Here is a 19,563-nt window from a genome sequence, read left to right on the forward strand (position 1 = left end):
TCCGGGCGCTGGCCCGGACTTCATTGCCGCGCGCGAACTTCGAGGTGCAGCGCCTCGGGGGGCGACTGCTCCGCCAGTACATATTCACGATCGAAGGCGCCGACGGCGAGAGTCGCCTCGTAGAGCATTCGTAGTACGCTGCCTGGCGGCGGCAGAACGAACTTGTCGAACCGGATGCGCCTCAGCATCTCGTTCCACAGATGGATACACACAGCCCCCTGCATCCGCCGCAGCACATCTGCCGACCGGCGCGGATCGAGCACCGCCCAGTAGTGTTGCCAGTCGACGGGATAGAACACGGCAGGCGGCTGCACTCGCGACTGCAAGTCGTGTTCGCGCACCAGGCGTGTCAACAGGTCCGGGCCGATCTCACCCCAGGCACAATCTGCTGCAGCCGTCTCGCACGCCTCCCGAGCAGCCGCGATCAGGGGGTGAGCAGGCGGAAACCGCAGCACCGCCCCGTTCACGACAGTCTGACCCTGTCGCCCGATCACTGTGTCCTCGTCCGGCAGCCGATCGCCAAGACAGAAGACATCGAGGTCGGCCCACCATCCGCCACGCCGCATCAACAGCTCGTAGCGAAACAGATCGGAGAAGGCAGCGACGCTGCCCCGCCCTTCTCCCTGGGAATGAGCGAACACACGTCGCGCCGGCAGGGTCGTCGCGGCATCCGCGAGTCGACAGCCATCAGGCACGTCGGCCACCGGTTCATACACGTAAAGATCGAACTGATGCCCGCGCCCGAGGAACGAGGCAATGCATGAGCGCTCGAGCGGCGACAGGCGCGCTCCGATCCACAACCCGCTGATGGTGGCCATCGATCAGTGGCGCGAGACGATGCGCAGATCGAGTCTGTCCGCAGCGCAACCGTCGGCCAGCACGTATTCGCTATCGAAGCCGTCGTAGCCAATGGTCTGCTCGTACATCGAGGCCAACAGACTGCCGCGCGGCGGAAGAACGCCGAGATCGAGGTTGGCGCGGCTGATCATGTTGTTCCACAGGTGCACGCCGGCCGCGTTGCCAATTGCCTCGCCTGCGGCTGTCGCGCGGCGCGGATCGAAGATGACCCAGAACTGGCGATAGTGGATCGGATAGAAAACACCTGATGGAAATACGCAGTCCGCCAGCATGTGCTTCTGCGCCAACTGCGTGAGCAGTCGTGGGCCTGTGTCTCCCCACTCGACGTCGTCGCCCCGGCGAACGCATTCCTCATAGCCTTCGCGCAGCGCCGCATGTGCCGGCGGGAATCTCATGATCGCGCAGTTCAATCCCTGCCGATCTTCCTGCGCCAGGACAATGCCGGTGTCGGGGAGCGTCGATGTCAGGCAGAACATGTCCGTGTCCACCCACCAACCGCCGACCTCGTGCAACAGCCTGTAGCGGAACATATTCGAGAACAGCGCGACGCTGCCCTTGCCTGGACCGCGCGAGTAATGAATGACCTGGCTTTCGGGCAGGATGCTCGCTGCATCCGCAGGTTCGCAGCCCGCCGGCACGTTGTCCGGCGGACGATAGCAATACAGACGGAACGCGTGGCCCCTTATGAGGAACGAGCGGATGCAGGCGCGCGCCAGCGGCGAGAGGCTGCTGCCGATCCACAAGCTACTGACGATTGTCATTCGCCGAAGCCGCGCTCCCGGTCATTGCACCGGGAGCGCGCCGCGGTCATTCGAACTGATAGGTGAAATCGCCGTCCGCCACATCGATGGCGACCTTGCTCGGCGACTTGCCTTCCATCAGGCGCGTCAGGATCTCCTGGCTGATCTGCGGCAGCATGGTGTTGGTCAGGATCGCATCGATCATGCGGCCGCCGCTTTCCAGTTCCGTGCAACGGCTCGCCACCAGTTTCAGCACCTCGTCCGAGTACGTGAACGGAATCTTGTGATTCTGCGTGATGCGCTTCTTGATGCGGCCGAGCTGCAGACGAATGATCTCGTGCAGCATCGTGTCGGACAGCGGAAAGAACGGAATCGTGACGATGCGGCCGAGCAGCGCCGCCGGGAACACCTTGAGCAGGTCCGGACGCAATGCCTTCGCGATCGCATCGGGTTCCGGAATCAGCTCCGGGTCCTTGCACATGTTCATGATGAGTTCCGAACCGACGTTGGTCGTCAGCAGGATCAGCGTGTTCTTGAAGTCGATGACACGGCCTTCGCCGTCCTCCATGACGCCCTTGTCGAACACCTGGAAGAAAATCTCGTGCACGTCGGGATGCGCCTTCTCGACTTCGTCCAGCAACACGACGCTATAAGGCTTGCGCCGTACGGCTTCAGTCAGCACGCCGCCTTCGCCATAGCCCACATAGCCCGGAGGCGCGCCCTTCAGCGTCGACACCGAATGCGCCTCCTGGAACTCGCTCATGTTGATGGTGACGACGTTCTGCTCACCGCCGTAGAGCGCCTCCGCCAGCGCCAGCGCCGTCTCGGTCTTGCCGACGCCGGAGGTGCCGGCCAGCATGAACACACCGATCGGCTTGTTCGGATTGTCGAGTCCTGCGCGTGAGGTCTGGATGCGTTTGGCGATCATGTCGTGCGCGTGACGCTGACCAATGACGCGCTGGCTGATGATTTCACCCAGGCGCATGACCGTGTCGATCTCGTTGCGGGCCATGCGTCCGACCGGAATGCCGGTCCAGTCGGCAACGACGGATGCCACGGCCTGATAGTCGACGCTCGGCAGAATCAACGGACGCTCGCCCTGGATCTCGGCCAGCTGCTGCTGCAGTTCATGGAGCTTCGACATCGCAGCGGTGCGCTCTGCCTCCGGCAACGCAGCTGCGGCGGCTGCTTCTGCCGCTGCTTCGAGTTTGCTGCCCGTGCCTTCGACTTTCGAGACGTCGCCCCGCAACCTGGAGCGGATCTCGAGAATCTGGTCGACCAGGTCTTTCTCTTTCTTCCACGCGGCTTCGAGTGTTTCGAGATTCGTCTTCTCGGCAGCTAGTTTCTCACTGGCATCCTTCTCGCGCGTGCCGATGTTCACGCCGACATTCTTCTCGCGGCCGATGATGCCGAGTTCGGTTTCCAGCGCGCTGATGCGTTTGCGGCTGTCATCGACTTCGGCGGGCACGGCATGCTGGCTGACCGCCACGCGGGCACACGCCGTGTCGAGCAGGCTCACCGACTTGTCGGGCAACTGGCGCGCCGGAATGTAGCGATGCGACAGCTTCACGGCCGCTTCGAGCGCTTCGTCCATCACCTGCACACGATGGTGCTTTTCCATGGTCGAGGCGACGCCGCGCATCATGAGAATGGCCTTCTCCTCGCTCGGTTCATCGACCTGCACGACCTGGAAACGCCGGGTCAGCGCCGGATCCTTTTCGATGTGCTTCTTGTACTCGGCCCAGGTGGTCGCGCCGATGGTGCGCAGATTGCCGCGAGCGAGCGCGGGCTTCAGCAGGTTGGCTGCATCGCCGGTACCGGCGGCGCCACCTGCGCCGACCAGCGTGTGCGCTTCGTCGATGAACAGGATGATCGGCTTCGGCGAGGACTGCACTTCTTCGATGACCTGCCGCAGGCGATTCTCGAACTCACCCTTCATGCTCGCGCCAGCCTGCAACAGGCCAACATCGAGGGTACGTAGCGTGACGTCCTTGAGACTGGGCGGCACGTCGCCCTGCACGATGCGCTGCGCAAAACCTTCCACCACGGCGGTTTTGCCAACACCTGCTTCGCCGGTGAGGATCGGATTGTTCTGCCGGCGACGCATCAGAATGTCGACGACCTGGCGGATTTCATTGTCGCGACCGACGATCGGGTCGAGCTTGCCGCTACGGGCCTGTTCGGTGAGATCGATCGTGAACTGCTTGAGCGCCTCCTGCTTGCCCAGCTGCGCCGGTGCGATGGCACCACTCATTTCGCCGGGTGCACCCGCTGATCCGAGCTTGAAGTTGTCGCTCGAGACCTGCCCATCCTCCGGCGAGCCCTCGACGATCTTTGCAAAATTGCGTACCAGAGAATCGATTTCGATCTTCTCGAATTCTTTCGAGATCCGCAGGAACACATTCTTAAGATGACGTTCGTTCAGTATCCCGATGATCAGGTATCCGGTGCGAACCTGGGGTTCACCGAAACTGAGCGTCGCATGCATCCATCCTTCACGAGTTGCATCGCCGAGATCCTGCGCGAAGTCGACTGTGCGCGCACCGCGTGGCAACTCATCCAGTGCCTTCGTCATGCCGTCCGCAACGCGTGCCGGGTCACATGCATACTGTTTGAGGATTCGCAGAAGATCCGAATCCTGCAGCTGCAGGATCTGATGAATCCAGTGAACCAGCTCGACCTCTGGATTGCCGCGCAGTTTGCAGTAGTTCGTCGCGCTTTCAATCGAGCGATATGCCAGCTTGTTCAGCTTGCCGAACAGCGAAGCCGCGGTGAAATTCGTCATGCTCTTCTCCTAATCGATTCGAATTCTTGTCGAGCGAATGCGGCACGCACGGCCGCCTCACGATCATTGACTCATGCCGCGATCGGCTGCTCCGAGACGTCGATGATGACGTCGTCGACATAGCCGGCCGATTTTTCTGGTGCCATCCAGCTCGTCCACCCCAGATGACCAAACTGCCCGAGCTTCGCACCGGGTACACGCGTTCGACGCACGATGAACTGGATGTCCCACGCGTACTCGAATCCAAGGTAGTTCATCACTGCTGCCCGCAACCGTTCCAGGCTGGGACTGCCGGGCAGATACTGCAGCAGGCTGCTGATCTCCACCGGCCCGATGACCAGCCGGACCTTGTGCTGCGCACTCCACACCTGTGCACCCAGGACGCTTTGCCCCAACCGGCCGGTATCGGGATCACCGAGACGCATGCGCTCAGATTGCACGACGGTGAGCCACTCGCCGACGCACTCTTCGACGCGAACCGGGAGATTCAGATACTCCCCGATCATCGATTCGAGACCCTCGCGTGTCCGCGCGCCTGCCGCGAGTCGCCCGGCGAAATACAACTTGGCGCGATCGGGCCAGGCATCGGCGCCGCGCAATGCCGGGCTGCCGAAGCCCGCCAACGCCGCGACATAGCCCGCGAATTGATCCTGTTCCGGACGATCGAAGTGCACGGTCGGGCGCACGTTTGCCCAGGCCCGATAGAACAGTTCGAGCATGCGGTGATGAAACAGGTCCGAAAATTCGGCCAGCGTGTTGTCGCGGGCATTGGTGATGCGATCGTGAATGTACTCGGTCAGGTGCAGCGGCAACGGACCGTGCGGACCGTACAGGCCGAAGAAGTAGCCGAGAATCTTCAGACGCTTGCCATCGATGGGCTCGACACTGGCGAGCATCGACGCCGGAAAATTCAGCGAGGCTAACTGACCGAGCCGCACTGGCTCGTCCGCCGGACGCGATGCCGTACCCAGGCGCGGCAGATCCCGCCACGCGCATTCGACACGGCGCATCGCTTCGAAGTAATCGAATTCGCGCGGCCGTTCCAGTAGCGCAGCGAGCTGCGTCAGAGGATCTGTCGCTGGCCCTGTCTCGCTGGCCATCGCATTACCTCGCCACGGTTGAGAGTTTTCAAGGTCAGGCGCGTGAAGCTGTTCAAGGCGACGTGGCGCCGGAAAAACTCCTCGAGCACCGCGCCCAGCACGAAGGGTCCCTGTCCCTGAAACGCCGCGTCTTCGAACGTCAGCTGGATGTCGAGCCCGCGTACGTAGGACACCTGCCCGGTCGCGGGCAATCGACCCGTCGTCGGACGCGCCACAATGTCACGGACGCCATCGATCTGCCGCTGGATGGCCGCATCATGTGGATCGCTGTACAGCAGCAGCACTTCGCGCAACGCCGTCGCTCCTTCCTTCGCCGATGATTCCAGCAGCGACAGATAGTTCAACGACAAGTGGCTGAGCATGCGCCATGCGTATTCGCCCTGCACCATCGACTCACGCGGCTTCGTCGGCCCTGCGACACAGCGAATCGCCGTCAGTGGCGCCCCGATGTCGACAGTGAAATCCGTCTGCCCCTTGCCGATCGGCATGTGCAGCGGCAGATCGCGATTGGTACAGAGAACCTGCAATCCGAGCTGACGCAGTTCGCTCGCATAGGGCGCCTGATCGGCATCGACCAGGGAAACGAACACCTCGCTGCCGATGTAACTCGACCGCGGGCCCTGCGAACGCTGCTTGCTCGACAACGTACGGGGTTCGCGACGCGTCGTGAAGAATGCCTTCTGCCTGCCGTGCCAGGTCGCCTCGGAGCTCGCATAGAACGGCTCGAAGAAGACTTCGGGTTCGGTCCCCGAGCCGTAGCCTTCAGTGCGCAGGATTTCATAGATCTCGAAGTCCTGAGGTCGCGTGCGGTCGGCAATCACATGGTATTCGTGCTGGGTCACATCGAGATGGATGCGATCGGCGCGCTTCTCAGACAGGTTGATGATCGGCGTGCAGAACAGCCGGAAGTTGTCGCCGGAGACCGAGCCTTCGAGCCAGGGCACCGCGCGATTCAGCAACAGCACCACCTCGAATTCGCTGCCGTTCAGCGCCCGGATGGCCGGGCCGAGCTCCAGCAACCGGAAGAACAGGAAGCGTTCGGGAAATGCAAAGTACTCATGCAGCAGCCGATATCCCTGAAAGGAGCGGCGCGAGTAAGGAATGAGCGCTTCGGAATCCTCGAATCCGCAGCGCCCCACTGCACTGCGGCCACGCACGTGCACCTGACCGCCCTTCGCGCCCGGCGTCCGTACCTGGAAGCCGGTCGTGTTGGCGAAGATCGCCTCGTACAGCGCACCCGGCAGCGCATCGGCGCCACTCAGATGGACAACCAGGTCCTCCAGCTTCATTTCGGCGAGCGGCACACCCGCCGTCGCACGGAACGTGATCCTGAGGCCGGCACGCACCCCGTCGCCGGGAGTTACGCCGATTGCCGCCAATCCAGCGGGCGACCCGAAATACTTCGCTTCCTTGATCTCCAGCGGCCACAACTGCATCTCATGCGCCGTGCGGTAGTCGCAGGGAGTGCGATCGTCCTTGCCGATCACGGAGCGCATGGCAGTGCCCGCTGGAACCTTGTAGCCGAGCGCGAGACCGGCTTCCTTCAGATCGGGTTGAAACTGAGCAATCGCCATCGAGGGCGTCGGTGCAAGGTAGTGCGGATAGATCATCTGCAGCAGGTGCTGCGTGAAGGTCGGAAATTCCGCGTCGACCTTCAACTGCACTCGCGCAGCCATGTACGCAAAGCCTTCGAGCAGGCGTTCGACATACGGGTCCGCGCACTCGAAGCCTTCCAGCCCGAGGCGACCTGCAATCTTGGGGTGTTCGCGCGCGAACTCGGCCCCCATCTCCCGGACATGGAGCAGCTCGCGGTTGTAGTAGCGGAGAATCTTCGGATCCATGACTAGCGAGAGGACTCCGCAACGGTGACCGAGCCGGTTTCCAGATCCAGTTCGGTCTTGAGATACAGACTCAGCGGCACCGGCTGTGCCCACAGATGCCCTTCGATGATGAACGACATGGCATGTCGGGTCATCTGCTCCGGGTCGATACGCACGCTCACCTTCACCGTGTCGGGAAGGATGCGTGGTTCGAAATTGAGCACGGCCTGCCGCACGGCTCGTTCGAGCGCCTGCGTGTTCCGGCCCACCACTGACGTGCCGGCGAGATCGGGAATGCCGTAGTTGACGGTCGAACTCGCGACCTCGGCCCACTCTTCCAGATTCTGGCTCGCCTGGAGATGGACGGTATTGAGCAACCACGCGACGTCGCGCAGCACGCTCTGCCGCAACTGTGACAGGCCGAGCACGCGCTTGTCGCGGCCTTCTTCCTTGGCCTCGGGAGCATCGTCAGTCAGACGATCCAACAGCGATGGCTGCAGTCGTTCCTGTGAAGTGAGTTCAGCCATCGGTCGTCAGTTTGCAACCCGGTTCGGCACCGTGCGGACTCAGACCGCCGGCACGTCGAACAGGATCTCCCTGACTTCCAGCAATGGATAGTCGCCGCCGTCGGTGGTCAGCATCCGCTGGCCGACACCGAAATATGTGTCGGCCGGATGTGAAACCCAATCCGTGCGGCGCGACAACTTGAGCAGATCATCCTCGCTGCTCTCGGTCGACGCATAGCGTGTGGGGATGAGGGCGGGCACCTGGCCTTCGTTGCTCCAGGTCACGACCGTCTGCAGCCAGACGGTGTCCTGCAGATCGGCCGGTGCTTCCATCTTCAATGACTTGATTCGATCGAACGGCACCCAGAAGTACTTGCCGTCAACGATCAGTTCGAGGCACGGTCCGATGCGTGAATCCGCATCTGCGATCCACTCGAATTTTTCGCCGTTGATCGTACCGGAGACTGCCGGTGCTCCCTCGAGCGCCTGCGCACGCAGTTCCGCAGCCTTCGCGTAGTGACCTTCGGCGGACAGACGCAGGGCTTCGAGCAACGCAGCCACCCAGTCCGCGGGTTCGCCCATCAGCAACGGGGTCGTGCCACCTGCAAATACGCGGGCCCGCAGCTGTTCGGCCTGCAGTGCCTGACGCCCGATCTGCGCCAGGATCAGCGCGCTGGAATCGAGATCGGAGGCGACTTTGAGCTGGGTCGCAGCACGTTCCCATTGACCGAGAACGGCCAGCAACTGGTAGAGAAAAATCCTGGCTTTGGCATCGCCCGGATTGCCGCGGACCCGCTGCTGCAGGTCCTGCAAGGCCTGCGAAAGGTTACCGGCGCGGACGCTTTCTTCAGGCGACATATCGGGATCCATTCAGTACGGCGCCCCTCAATGCGAACACTGAAGGGCGCCTGGGGCAGAGGAAAAATCGACAGGAACGATCAGGCGTTCTTGGCGATGTCGTACTTGATTTCGATAGCGCCGCCCTTCTTGGCGCCCTTGTTGTCCTGCGGCTGGTAGCTGACTTCGAACGACGCGAAGTTGAGCGTCACGTTCTCCGTCTGCTGATCTTCACCGCCGCTGCCACCGCCCGACACGGACGTGACGATGATGTCCTTCAGCTTGATGACGAGGTACGGCAGCGGATCGCCACCGGCCTTGCGCATCGTCAACGTCGCATCCGGGTAGTGCGAGCCCTTGCAGCAGGCCAGCATCAGGGAAGGAGACGAAGAATCGAGGTAGTGAGTGAAGCTCAGGTCCTGAATGTTGACCTTGCCTGCGCCGCCGCCAGAGCCGGTGTGCGTAGTGCCGCTCTGCGACATGCCCCAGCTCCAGGCGAGAACCTGAATCTGATCCTCGTAACCCTTGACCTGGGACTCGCCCTTGAGCGCGCCCAGTTTCAGAAATGAATCAATTGCCATTGTTATGCTCCATTTGTCGGCTAAAAGCGTTGAATCGTTGACCAACCTGACCCGCTTCCTTCAAAGCGCGGATGCAGGTTAGTCGAGCAACCCTATCGTCGTTGTGAAGTGAATCCCTCTTTTCCGGTGTCGATTTACTTTCCACCGGAGAGACGGGACACCAGACGCAGCGACACCGTGAGACCTTCCAGCTGATAGTGCGGACGCAGGCGGAATACCGCCGAGTAGTAACCCGGCTTGCCCTCGATTTCCTTCACTTCGACTTCGGCGCCAGCCAGTGGCTTGCGCGACTTGATCTCTTCGGAAGAGTTCTGCGGATCGCCATCCACGTAGTTGAGAATCCAGTCGGACAGCCATTTTTCCATGTCGGCGCGCTCTTTGAACGAGCCGATCTTGTCGCGCACGATGCACTTCAGATAGTGAGCAAAGCGCGAGCAGGCAAACATGTATGGCAGACGTGCGGCCAGCGCGGCGTTCGCCGTTGCTTCCGCCGATTCGAATTCCGCCGGCTTCTGCAGGGACTGCGCGCCGATGAACACGGCCTCATCGGAGTTCTTCCGGTGCAGCAGCGGCATCATGCCGTTCTTGGCCAGCTCCGACTCGCGGCGGTCGGTGATGGAAATTTCCGTCGGACACTTCATGTCCACGCCACCGTCATCCGACGGGAACGTGTGCGTCGGCAGACCGGCAACCGTGCCGCCCGACTCGACGCCGCGGATACGCGTGCACCAGCCGTAATTCGAGAACGACTTGTTGATGTTGGTCGCCATCGCATAAGCGGCGTTCGACCAGGTGTACTTCGAAGAGTCAGCCGACGCCGTGTCTTCCTCGAAGGCAAACTCTTCGACCGGATCAGTCTTTTCGCCATAAGGCAGACGCGACAGGAAGCGAGGCATCGTCAGGCCGATGTAGCGCGAATCGTCGGAATCCCGCAGCGAACGCCAGGCCGCGTAGTCGCCTGTCGAGAAGATCTTGGTCAGGTCGCGTGGATTCGACAGTTCCTGCCACGAATCGAAGCCCATCAACGACGGAGCGGCAGCAGTGATGAACGGTGCATGCGCAGCGCCTGCGATCTGGCCCATACCGCGCAGCAACTCGACGTCCTGCGGCGAATGATCGAAGTAGTAGTCGCCGACGAGGCAGCCGAACGGATCGCCGCCGATGGTGCCGTACTCTTCTTCGTAGATCTTCTTGAAGATCGGGCTCTGATCCCAGGACGTGCCCGGGTAGCGCTTGAGCGTCTTGCCCAGTTCCTTCTTGCCGACGTTGAAGATCTTGATCTTGAGCGTCTCGCTCGACTCGGTGTTGAACACCAGGTGCTTCAGGCCGCGCCAGGTGCCTTCCATCTGCTGGAAGTCGGCGTGATGCATGATTGCATTGATCTGATCGGACAGCTTCTTGTCGATCTCCGCGATGATCGCGTTGATCGAATTGACTGCATCGTCGGCAATCAGGTCCTTGTCCTGCAGGACGTGCTCGGCGAGCGTCTTGACGGCAGACTCGACCTGCTCTTTCGCACGATCGCTCTTGGGGCGGAACTCTTTGGTCAGCAGCGACTGGAAGTCACCCAGTTCGACGGTGCCGGTTTGCTGTTGTCCGGCGCTTTTGGCTTCGGCCATCGTAAAAACTCCTGAAAAATGGATCGGGATCGTGGCCGTTATTCAGCGGGCTTCGGTGCCGAAGCCAGCGACTGCAGCAGCGCGGGATCCTGCAGCGCCTTGGTGATCAGCTTCTCGGCGCCAGCCTTGCCGTCCATGTACGTGACGAGGTTGGACAGCTGCGTGCGTGCTTCCAGAAGCTTTGCCAGCGGTTCGACTTTCTTCGCGATGGCGGCCGGCGAGAAATCGTCCATGCTTTCGAACGTCACGTCGACGGCCAGCTGGCCCTCGCCCGTGAGCTTGTTTGGCACGGCGAAAGTGACACGCGGCTTCATTGCCTTCAGACGGCTGTCGAAGTTGTCCATGTCGATCTCGAGCGCCTTGCGCTGTTCGATCTCGGGGAGTTCCTCGGCGGACTTGCCCGACAGATCCGCCAGCACGCCCATGACGAACGGGATCTGCTTCTTCTGCATCGCTCCGTTGGTTTCGAGGTCGTACTCGATCTGCACTCGCGGCGCGCGGTTGCGCGCAATGAATTTCTGACCGCTTTCTTTAGCCACGCGAATCTCCCGGATAATCCCAATGGTGCAATAAATTTGTTGCGGGAAGTTGCATCATGACCATTGCATGACGCGAACGCCCAGACCGCCGACCGAGTCGGCGGGTACTCTACGCCGCACTAATCCCTTTTCTCAAGACCAACAACGACTTCCGCCTCTGACGCGCCACTCGTTGTGAGGTCGCGGAGGATTTCCATGAAGTCCTTGTCCACCAGCCGCTTCGCCCGCTGCAGCAAAAGTGGGACCGGGCTGGAGGGCTCGGCCTTGGCATAGTAATCGCAGATCTTGTCGATGGTCGTCATGACATCGGACCTATTGCGGATCGTGCCGCTGATCGGTTGACTGCCCTGGGTGCTGCCTGCGTCGCTGCCGCCGATTTCTTCTGCTCCGGCATCGTCGGCCGTTGCATCGCCAACGCCGCGCCGGGCAAGCTGGGCTTCGAACAGTCCCTTCATCTCGCGCAGATCGTTCGACAACGACTTCAGGTCGTCAGGAATGCCGTCCGCCTTGTCCAGCAGGACATGCTGAATGGCGTTGAGGTGATCGCTGGCGGCGCTGATCACCGCAGCGGTCGCTGTAAGTGCCTCGATCGCCACATCGCCGAACGCACCTTCGATCTTGGCCAGTTCCTGCGCCAGGTCGGTGCCTTCAGGCACCTCGACATTGAGCGTACCCGTTGCGAAGCGATGGGCTCGCAGCGAGTGTCTGCCGAACTGGCGGGACTCCACGAGCGGCGCCAGGCGCAATGTCGCCAGAGCGTCATCGCTCACGAGAGCCGCGACCAGCGTGTTCACGCGGAAGGTCGGATCGTTGTTGTCATCGGCATCGAGCATCGGGAACACGTTGTCCCAATAGCGTTCGAGCAGCGCTCGCAGAATTCCGAGACCACTTTCGCACCCGGCGATCCCGGACGTCTTGAGCAACGACAGATAGAGGGTGCCGGCAACGCGCAGATCCTTGGTCGAACCGAAGAGCTCTTCCGCAGCCTCGCGCACCTTCGGCCACGGCGGATCCTGCGCCGGGCGAACTTTGTCGCCGATTACCTGCTCAGGCTTGCCGCGCGCCAACTCCTGCAGTGACAGGAACGGTGCGTCGTACTCCATGTCGCGACCGCAAGGTGCGTCGTCGGAAATGGGCTTCAGCAGGGTTTCGATATCGAGGACTGCCATGCGTCTTGATGCTCTTGTGGGCGCTCGTGCGCTGTCGTGCTGACAGACAGGCTTTGTAACGGACGCAGCCTGCTCGTGCTGTTACGTGTGTCACATGAATGCGGCAAGGTCGGCCACATCGTGATGCCGCGAGCATATGACAAGCGACGCTGCATGCCTATCTCACCATTGCGGTGCCATGCGTAACGCAACCGCGAGTAATCGTTACGGTTGAGGGCATTGTGTCGCGACGGCGCAAGTCATGCTCGCGGCATTGTTGTTCTGCGCACCTTCCTTGATCCAGCGCAGAACCCGGCTGAAGACATCATCGTCATCGGACGGCGTATCGGCAAAGAAGTCCAGGTGACTGTTGCACCCCCCCGCGCCGCCCGGACACTGCAGCAGGCTGCTCGACAACGGATTCGATGTGTCGACCCGCGAACTCAATCGCTGCCAGATCTCCTCAGGAGTCCCTACCAGATCCAGATTGCCGGCCGCCGGTACGACCGGAGGACCCTGATCAACGTGGTGGCAGCCGATGCAGCGGGGATTGACCGCCAGCAGGTCGCTGATGCCATCCGACTGCGCATCGTCGATCCAGAATTCGCGCGGCCTGATCAGTAGCGTGAGCACCGCCTGCGCATTCTGCGCAACGGGCGAAGTGGCATCACTGACCGTATAGGGCTTGCAGAGTCGACCGGTCACGATCTTCGGGCTGCCCGTGGTCCGCTCGGCCGGAGCGGTGAAGATCCAGCTCAATGAACTGCCGCCACTCTGCGCAAGACCCGTCGGGTCAGCGAATGTCGTCTGCAAAGGCGCCAGGCCGCCGCTGACATTCAGCGCAATGACACCGGACTGTCCGAGGGCCGGCGTGGAGTCGTTGCACTGACTGGTCGCCGTCAGCTCGGGAACGACACGCATCGACGCCACGTAGGTGGCTGTGTTGCCGTCGCCATCGACATCGGCGAGCCGGTATCTGAAGGTGTCAGTACCCGGTGAACCCGGCACGTAGCGCACGACGTTGCGGCCCAACGACACGTCCGCCACGACCGCCACCTGCCCGCCGAGTGAAGTCTGCAGTGACGTCGACGTGCAGGACTCCGCCGCGGCGTCACTGGCGCAGATGGTGAGCACATGCGGTCCGTCGCCGTTTTCGCCGACCGTGGTGGCGCGCATGGGCAACGGTACCGATGTGTCACCATCTGGAATGACGGTAGCGTCGCTGATGACATCCAGATCCATGCTCGGTGTACCCGGTGCGATGGTTGCGGATTGCGCCGTGCCCAGCGGCGACCAATCGGGTACGAGAATGCTGCGAGTCGCTGTCGAGCCACCGACGCTCAATGTCGCCTCATAGCGGCCCGCCGTGTCGAGGCTCAACGATGGCAGCAGACCCGTTGGCGATGACAGTTTCGCCGCCTCGCCCGATGGGGTCTGCACATTCCAGCTGAAGTCGCCCTGCCCGCCTGAAATCGCTCCACGCAGCCGCACCAGCGAGTGCCGACGCGCGACACGCAGCTGACCCGTCGCATCGAAGGCTTGCTGAGTGCCGATCGTCGCACCGGCGAGCAGCACTTCGGCATCGACGATCGAAGGACGGATGGCCGGTCGCAGATTGCCGATGGGCGCGTTGAGATGCTCCGCCAGTATCTCCGCCGCAGGTTTCCCGGCGCCGACCCAGAATCTGTCCATCGTGAGCCGCGCATCCGGCATCTGACCCGCAGCTACGCGGGTCGCGAGGTTACCGGCGTTCACGAATTGCTCGTAGCAGCCGAAGGCGATCTGGTGGTTGCGGCCCGTATACGGCAACGCCGCGCTCTCCGGCCCGCACTTGTCGAATGGATCGAGACCAGACACGCCCGCAGCCGCCGGATTTGGCACCTGGGCGACGTGGCACATACGGCAGTTCTGCGCAAAGACGTCGCGATACAGCGAGACATGTCGCGCGTCGACGCTCCATTGCGGGGGCACGAAGTCCGGTGTATGTGCGCCGCCCGGCCCCGAGTACCAACCGTCCACCAGTTGGCGCGAGAGTTCGAAGCGGTTGGCCTGCCCCTCCGGGTCGACATACGTCAGGTAGGCCAGCCTGTTGAGCGCCTGGATCTGCGCTGACTGACTGGCTTCGCGCGTCTCCTGCCACAGCCGGTGATGCGTGGCGTTGGCCGGATCATCGATGAAACCGGCCTCGGGATCGTCCGAGAACAGCAGGGATTTGCTGTCCCACGGCAGGAAGGTCGCGTTGACATCGCCACCGGCAGCATAGAGCGAACGATCCTGGGGATCGGGCCCGAGCGGTGTGCCGCCGTGACAGACCGTGCATCCGCCAGGCATGAACTTCTCGCCGCGTCCGTCCAGATTCGCGCTCAGAACCCGTTTGAACTGCGTGCATCCGCCACTCGGCGGGTTGGCTGGATTGCAGCGTGCATCCGGCGCAAATGTGTAGAACTTCACGAAGCGGGCGCCGGCATCGCCGTTGCGGCTGTACTCCATCGCTACCGCAAGCTGCGGCCCGAGCTTCTTCGCCGCCGCTTCGAGGCTGCCGTAGTTCACGACCACCGAGGCGACATCGCAGTCGCCGGGCTGCGGATTCGACGCATTGCCGCAGCGCTTGCGTGCGTACATGTCGCGTCCGAAACCGAGATCGAAGTTGTTGACGTAGATCGCATGCGCATCGGAGCCGCTGGCGACGGCCGCCCAATCGATCGCCGTCGCTGACGCTGGCAAAAACCCGTTCGCCTTGAGCCAGCCAAGGAAAGTGGCCCTGGCGCCTGCCGGATCGATCGTCGCGTAGTACGCCGTCGCGGTATCGAACGTGTCGTGGGTCAGCGCTACGTCGGGCTCGGCTGCTGCCGCAGCCATTGCCGCGGCCAGCTCGCGGGTCGTGAAATCGAGCGCGGGAGCAGGCTCAGCCGGGGCCTGGTGTCCGCGCGGTGTGACCTTCAGCACTCTGGCAGCGCCCGCGAAGGCAACGGGTGTAGCACCGAACTCCCGGACGCACACCTGCGGTTCATCTGCAGCCAACTGGCCGGCAGAGGGCTGGGAAATCCGGATGGATACCGCGACGAGCGCCTCGTCGATGCGTGAGGCATCGACGATTCGATCCGGATCGGCTTTCTGCACCAGCGCCGCCACCTGGTCCGCATCGAAGGGAGGCATCGGCACCGGGAAGGCGGGATTGGCGATGGCATTGCAATCGCGGCTGCTGCCGAGATTGCCCAGCCACGACCCGGTAAAGGACCGCGAATAAACGACCACGCCGGTCGTACCCTCGTTGCGTCGACCCGCGATGTCCCAGTAGTTGGCGCGCGCTTCGACATCGATCGTGAACGGCGCATCGGTCCGCAGACAACCCGTCTGCGTGGAGGTCGTGCAGGGCGGATAGTCGACGGCCGTCGCGGCCACCACAGTGAACGTCGAAGGTGCGTCGAAGTAGGTCAGAAACTGGTCTGGATCCGGAACGGAGTCGACCTGGATGGTGACATCCTGCTGATCGCTGCGGCCGTCCGAGTCCTTGACGACCAGCCGCAGCTCGATCGCCGCTGCATCCGCAGGAACCTGGAACGCGATCGTGCTGTTGTTGCGCTTGATGATGGGCAGGCGCTCGGCCGCTGCGTTGCGAGGCTGCCAGTCGAACGTGACGATCGGAAGAATCGTCTCCTTGCTGTCCTTGCCGCTCAACAGCAGCTCGCTTCCCGCTCGCGCCTTCACGGTGATCGTCTGACCACTCAGCGTCGATGGCTGCCCGATGACCGTGACCACTGCATCGGGCGGGGTATCGGCTCTTTCCTGGTCCCCGACATCGCTCAGCCCGCCACAGGCGGAGAAGCCGCACGCGCAAAGGAACCCAATCAAAGCGCCCGGGATGGTGATTTTCATGGTTCTGCGCCCGTTTGCAGCGGTGGCTGACTGGTCAGAATTCGAAGCGGAATCCGGCCGTGATCACTGAATCGGTGTAGGCGTCGAAATCGAATACCTCGAGGTATTGCACGAAGCCGTTGAGGCCATGCGGCAGCACGACGGTGAACCCGCCGGCGACGGTGTAGTACTCGTCATCGGGAACGTCGGTGCTGACGGCGAAGTCAGTGGCGGATCCGAACAACTGTCCCAGCGCATCGGCATAGCGCGCCGAGATCGTGCGAGCGTCGTCCGAGAGTTCGAAGTGATAGCGCCCCACCACGTACGGAATGATGACGCCGAACGACGGCGTAAAGACGTACTGGAACTTGATCGACGGCGCCACGTCCAGCGACTCGATGGACTGTTTGCCGATGCGCAGATTGAACGGATCGGTGCCGGAGCCCGAGATATTGTCGATCGAGGTCTCCGTGAACGAGTCGATGGTCGTATCGGAGTAGACGACATCGACGGTGGGATCGATCGAGAAGGCGCCCATGCGCCACGAGTAGCCCGCGTTGGCCGTAGCCATCACGGTGCCGCTGTCCGCCTTGCTGCGCGCGGTGCTATCGACCGCGCCCACCGATGGGTTTTGCGACGGGTACGTGATGCGCCGGGTCGTATCGTGCGTCAGCACCTGGTATCCGGCCGACACCGATGCATAGAGGTTGGCGCCCTCCCACAACCCGTACACCAGGCCGCTGACGCCGTCGGATTCGATACCGCCATCGACGATGCTGAGCGACGAATCGAAATCGATCTCCTTGGCGGAGTAGCCGAAGATCGCGCCCGCGACGATGGCGGGCGTGAAGCGATAGTCGATACCGACAGTGACTTCCTCACCGTCGAAATCGAACGCATCTTCCAGATCGGTCGGGTCCTTCGAGCCGTAGCCATAACTCGCATCGATGAACGAACCCCACCGGTTGAAGTCGTCGGGAACATCGGCGCCTGCCCCCGCGCCCAGCGCCCGCGCAACGCCGGCCAGCCGGATATCGCGTTCGTCACCGCTGTTCTGAACCGTGCGCAGCCCCGATACGCCCCAGCGCAACACGGACAACCGGGTTGCGAGCGCCGACAGCTGGCTCGCCGCGAATCGTGTCGTGGCGGAGCCCTGCCCTGCCATTTCTTCCGCCGCGGTCCAGCGCAGCGCGAATCCCAGTCCCTCCGCATCCAGCCCGAGACTGAAGCGGGTCGAACCGCTGCCGAGCAACTCGTTCGCCGTTTCGACGAGCTCGCGCGTGTTCTGGAAGACGATCAGGTCGCCCTCGCTGCATCCCGCGCCGATGCCGTTACCGCAAACGCCAACCAGTTGGTTATAGGTTGCCTGGTTGGCGCGAGCGGCCGCACGTTCGAGCGCATTGAAGTCCGCTGCCTCCGCAATGTCGACCAGGCTGCCGCCGGGGGCCGTTTGACTCCATGCCGCAGCGGGAATACCTGCGACGCAGGTCGCCGCAACGGCCGCAGCCACTCGCGCATACGCTGTCATTTTTTTGTCCCTCCCCACGATCTGTCACCGGCGCCACTCTTGCGCTGATCTGCTGGAACAGACCCCTTCGCCGAGCCTGCCCGACTTCATACCCGCCTGTCGGGCGGATCAACCGTACAAAAGGGCGGACCCTGAAGAAACCTCACGAAGCACGGCTTGGTCGCCCCGCGCGATGATCTACGCGGCGATGACGTCGATGACGACTGCCGTGATGTTGTCGCGCGAGCCGGCAGCGATCGCGGCGTCGAGCAGCGCCTTCACGACAGCGTCCGGATCGCTGTTCGACGACAGGACCTGAGTGAGCCGTTGATGGTCGACGACGCCATGCAGGCCATCGCTGCACAACAGGAAGCGATCGCCGGGATGGATGTGACCCGTGCGGTGATCGAGCAGCAGTGTCTCGTGCCCGCCGAGCGCTCGCGTCAGCTCGCCCCCGCTCAGACCAGGATTCAATTCGTCGAAATCGTGGACATTGACGCCGACGGCGTGATCGCGCGTCAGGCCCCGCAAAGCGCCATCGCGCAGCAGGTAGACGCGGCTGTCGCCCGCCCACAGTACGCCCCATTCCTGTTGACGAATACACAGCACGACCACGGTGCTGCCGCTGCGATCCGAGGCCGAGGTGCTGAGCGCGGAACGGACGAGATCATCATTGGCTCGACCGAGCGCAGTACGCGCGGACTGCAGCGCCGCGCTGACAGTGGCCGCAGGTTCGATGGAGGCCAGCGAATCAACCGCGAGCTGACTCGCGTACTCGCCGCGACTGTGTCCGCCCATGCCATCCGCAACGGCCCACAAACCATCTTCGGCGCGCGCGAGGAAGCGATCCTGATTCATCTTGCGAACCGGCCCGGTGTCGGTCACGCCGCCGGACGCGATCGCGTAGTTGAACTGTGCTTTGGGCTGCAGGACCAGATCACCATCGTCGCCCGCCCAGCCACCCGCCGCCCAGTTGCCGTCCAGCATCGACGAGAAACGCTGCGGTTCCGGCAGCGCCTTCACCACCAGGCAGCTCGCGCCTACATCCTCCGACCCTTCCGTCCACCACAGTGTGAGCGGCTGCAGATGCCGCCCCGCCAGCTCCATCAGCGGATCGATCAGCGCCGCCGCGACACGATCGACCGCGATCATCGGGACGCGCCAGTGGGTCGATGCATTGGGAAACCCATCGCCCAGGTTGACGCCGTAGTACTGCTCGACGTTCGACAGCGATTCGCTGCTGGCCTGCACGGCCTCGTCGAACTGCTCGACATCGAAGTCCTCGGACTGCAGCGCGTGCAGCGCCAGCCCCTCGATGGTCTTGAGCCATTCGCGACCGTGGATCGCGACGGCCATCGGCGGCAGATCGGCGGGCAGCTCAGCGAAGATCGTCAGCGGAAAATAGCGACCGACGCGATCGACGCTCGGCAGCAGGATGCCCGCGTAACTCGAGGCGCTGACCACGCCACCCGACAGAAAGAACCGCCACACCGGGCTCGTCAGATACACATCGAGCCAGCCGTGGCCCAGTTGCTCACGGCTCTGCGCGATGCATTCCTGCAGCCAGGGGTCCCAGGCGTTGACGAACGCCTGCGGCGCGCGCCGCTGCAGGAAGTCACCGTGACTGGGCAGCTTGCCGAACCAGCCGATGCGCGATCCGGACATGCG

General features: G+C 62.6%; 14 protein-coding genes. All 14 read right to left on the minus strand.

Features of this window, described 5'->3' with window-relative positions; genetic code table 11:
* Positions 1-20: 20 nt before the first annotated feature.
* The 14 genes from VIZ63_RS11970 to tagF all read right to left on the minus strand — a co-directional run bounded on the left by VIZ63_RS11970 (position 21) and on the right by tagF (position 19,560).
* The gene (locus VIZ63_RS11970) at positions 21-818 is read right to left on the minus strand and encodes a hypothetical protein (RefSeq protein WP_331609854.1); all 798 of its coding nucleotides are present in this window, start codon (positions 816-818) and stop codon (positions 21-23) included.
* 3 nt (positions 819-821) lie between these two features.
* Entirely contained in the window at positions 822-1,619 is a 798-nt protein-coding gene (locus VIZ63_RS11975) for a hypothetical protein (protein ID WP_331609856.1), read from the minus strand.
* A gap of 46 nt (positions 1,620-1,665) precedes the next feature.
* A complete protein-coding gene (tssH, locus tag VIZ63_RS11980) occupies positions 1,666-4,383 on the minus strand; it encodes a type VI secretion system ATPase TssH (protein ID WP_331609857.1) in 2,718 nt (905 codons plus the stop codon).
* 71 nt (positions 4,384-4,454) lie between these two features.
* Positions 4,455-5,483, minus strand: a complete 1,029-nt coding sequence (gene tssG / locus VIZ63_RS11985) for a type VI secretion system baseplate subunit TssG (RefSeq protein ID WP_331609858.1) — start codon at positions 5,481-5,483, stop codon at positions 4,455-4,457.
* A complete protein-coding gene (gene tssF / locus VIZ63_RS11990) occupies positions 5,447-7,324 on the minus strand; it encodes a type VI secretion system baseplate subunit TssF (RefSeq protein ID WP_331609859.1) in 1,878 nt (625 codons plus the stop codon). The genes tssG and tssF overlap by 37 nt, the downstream gene beginning before the upstream one ends.
* 2 nt (positions 7,325-7,326) lie before the next feature.
* Entirely contained in the window at positions 7,327-7,830 is a 504-nt protein-coding gene (gene tssE, locus VIZ63_RS11995; RefSeq protein WP_331609860.1) for a type VI secretion system baseplate subunit TssE, read from the minus strand.
* A 39-nt stretch (positions 7,831-7,869) separates the two neighbouring features.
* The gene (locus tag VIZ63_RS12000) at positions 7,870-8,667 is read right to left on the minus strand and encodes a type VI secretion system accessory protein TagJ (protein ID WP_331609861.1); all 798 of its coding nucleotides are present in this window, start codon (positions 8,665-8,667) and stop codon (positions 7,870-7,872) included.
* Positions 8,668-8,747: 80 nt separating this feature from the next.
* Positions 8,748-9,227 (minus strand): type VI secretion system tube protein Hcp, encoded by a 480-nt coding sequence (locus VIZ63_RS12005; protein ID WP_331609862.1) that lies wholly within the window; start codon positions 9,225-9,227, stop codon positions 8,748-8,750.
* 134 nt (positions 9,228-9,361) lie between these two features.
* Positions 9,362-10,846, minus strand: coding sequence for a type VI secretion system contractile sheath large subunit (gene tssC, locus VIZ63_RS12010; protein WP_331609864.1), 1,485 nt, complete (start codon positions 10,844-10,846; stop codon positions 9,362-9,364).
* 38 nt (positions 10,847-10,884) lie between these two features.
* The gene (tssB, locus tag VIZ63_RS12015; RefSeq protein WP_184329728.1) at positions 10,885-11,385 is read right to left on the minus strand and encodes a type VI secretion system contractile sheath small subunit; all 501 of its coding nucleotides are present in this window, start codon (positions 11,383-11,385) and stop codon (positions 10,885-10,887) included.
* Between the two features lie 119 nt (positions 11,386-11,504).
* Positions 11,505-12,554: a type VI secretion system protein TssA gene (gene tssA / locus VIZ63_RS12020; RefSeq protein WP_331609865.1), complete on the minus strand. Its 1,050-nt coding sequence runs from the start codon at positions 12,552-12,554 to the stop codon at positions 11,505-11,507.
* A 204-nt stretch (positions 12,555-12,758) separates the two neighbouring features.
* A complete protein-coding gene (locus tag VIZ63_RS12025; protein WP_331609866.1) occupies positions 12,759-16,409 on the minus strand; it encodes a hypothetical protein in 3,651 nt (1,216 codons plus the stop codon).
* A 34-nt stretch (positions 16,410-16,443) separates the two neighbouring features.
* Positions 16,444-17,916, minus strand: coding sequence for an autotransporter outer membrane beta-barrel domain-containing protein (locus VIZ63_RS12030; protein WP_331609867.1), 1,473 nt, complete (start codon positions 17,914-17,916; stop codon positions 16,444-16,446).
* Between the two features lie 177 nt (positions 17,917-18,093).
* Positions 18,094-19,560, minus strand: a complete 1,467-nt coding sequence (gene tagF, locus VIZ63_RS12035; protein WP_331609868.1) for a type VI secretion system-associated protein TagF — start codon at positions 19,558-19,560, stop codon at positions 18,094-18,096.
* Positions 19,561-19,563: the final 3 nt, after the last annotated feature.

This window comes from Povalibacter sp. (assembly GCF_036520495.1).
Lineage (GTDB): Bacteria > Pseudomonadota > Gammaproteobacteria > Steroidobacterales > Steroidobacteraceae > Steroidobacter.

Bases quoted from the DNA above. Each gene is read 5' to 3' on its own strand.
- tagF (WP_331609868.1), bottom strand. From the start codon at position 19,560: ATGTCCGGATCGCGCATCGGCTGGTTCGGCAAGCTGCCCAGTCACGGT.
- VIZ63_RS12030 (WP_331609867.1), bottom strand. From the start codon at position 17,916: ATGACAGCGTATGCGCGAGTGGCTGCGGCCGTTGCGGCGACCTGCGTC.
- tssE (WP_331609860.1), bottom strand. From the start codon at position 7,830: ATGGCTGAACTCACTTCACAGGAACGACTGCAGCCATCGCTGTTGGAT.
- tssA (WP_331609865.1), bottom strand. From the start codon at position 12,554: ATGGCAGTCCTCGATATCGAAACCCTGCTGAAGCCCATTTCCGACGAC.
- VIZ63_RS11970 (WP_331609854.1), bottom strand. From the start codon at position 818: ATGGCCACCATCAGCGGGTTGTGGATCGGAGCGCGCCTGTCGCCGCTC.
- VIZ63_RS12000 (WP_331609861.1), bottom strand. From the start codon at position 8,667: ATGTCGCCTGAAGAAAGCGTCCGCGCCGGTAACCTTTCGCAGGCCTTG.
- VIZ63_RS12005 (WP_331609862.1), bottom strand. From the start codon at position 9,227: ATGGCAATTGATTCATTTCTGAAACTGGGCGCGCTCAAGGGCGAGTCC.
- VIZ63_RS11975 (WP_331609856.1), bottom strand. From the start codon at position 1,619: ATGACAATCGTCAGTAGCTTGTGGATCGGCAGCAGCCTCTCGCCGCTG.
- tssG (WP_331609858.1), bottom strand. From the start codon at position 5,483: ATGGCCAGCGAGACAGGGCCAGCGACAGATCCTCTGACGCAGCTCGCT.
- tssH (WP_331609857.1), bottom strand. From the start codon at position 4,383: ATGACGAATTTCACCGCGGCTTCGCTGTTCGGCAAGCTGAACAAGCTG.
- tssC (WP_331609864.1), bottom strand. From the start codon at position 10,846: ATGGCCGAAGCCAAAAGCGCCGGACAACAGCAAACCGGCACCGTCGAA.
- VIZ63_RS12025 (WP_331609866.1), bottom strand. From the start codon at position 16,409: ATGAAAATCACCATCCCGGGCGCTTTGATTGGGTTCCTTTGCGCGTGC.
- tssF (WP_331609859.1), bottom strand. From the start codon at position 7,324: ATGGATCCGAAGATTCTCCGCTACTACAACCGCGAGCTGCTCCATGTC.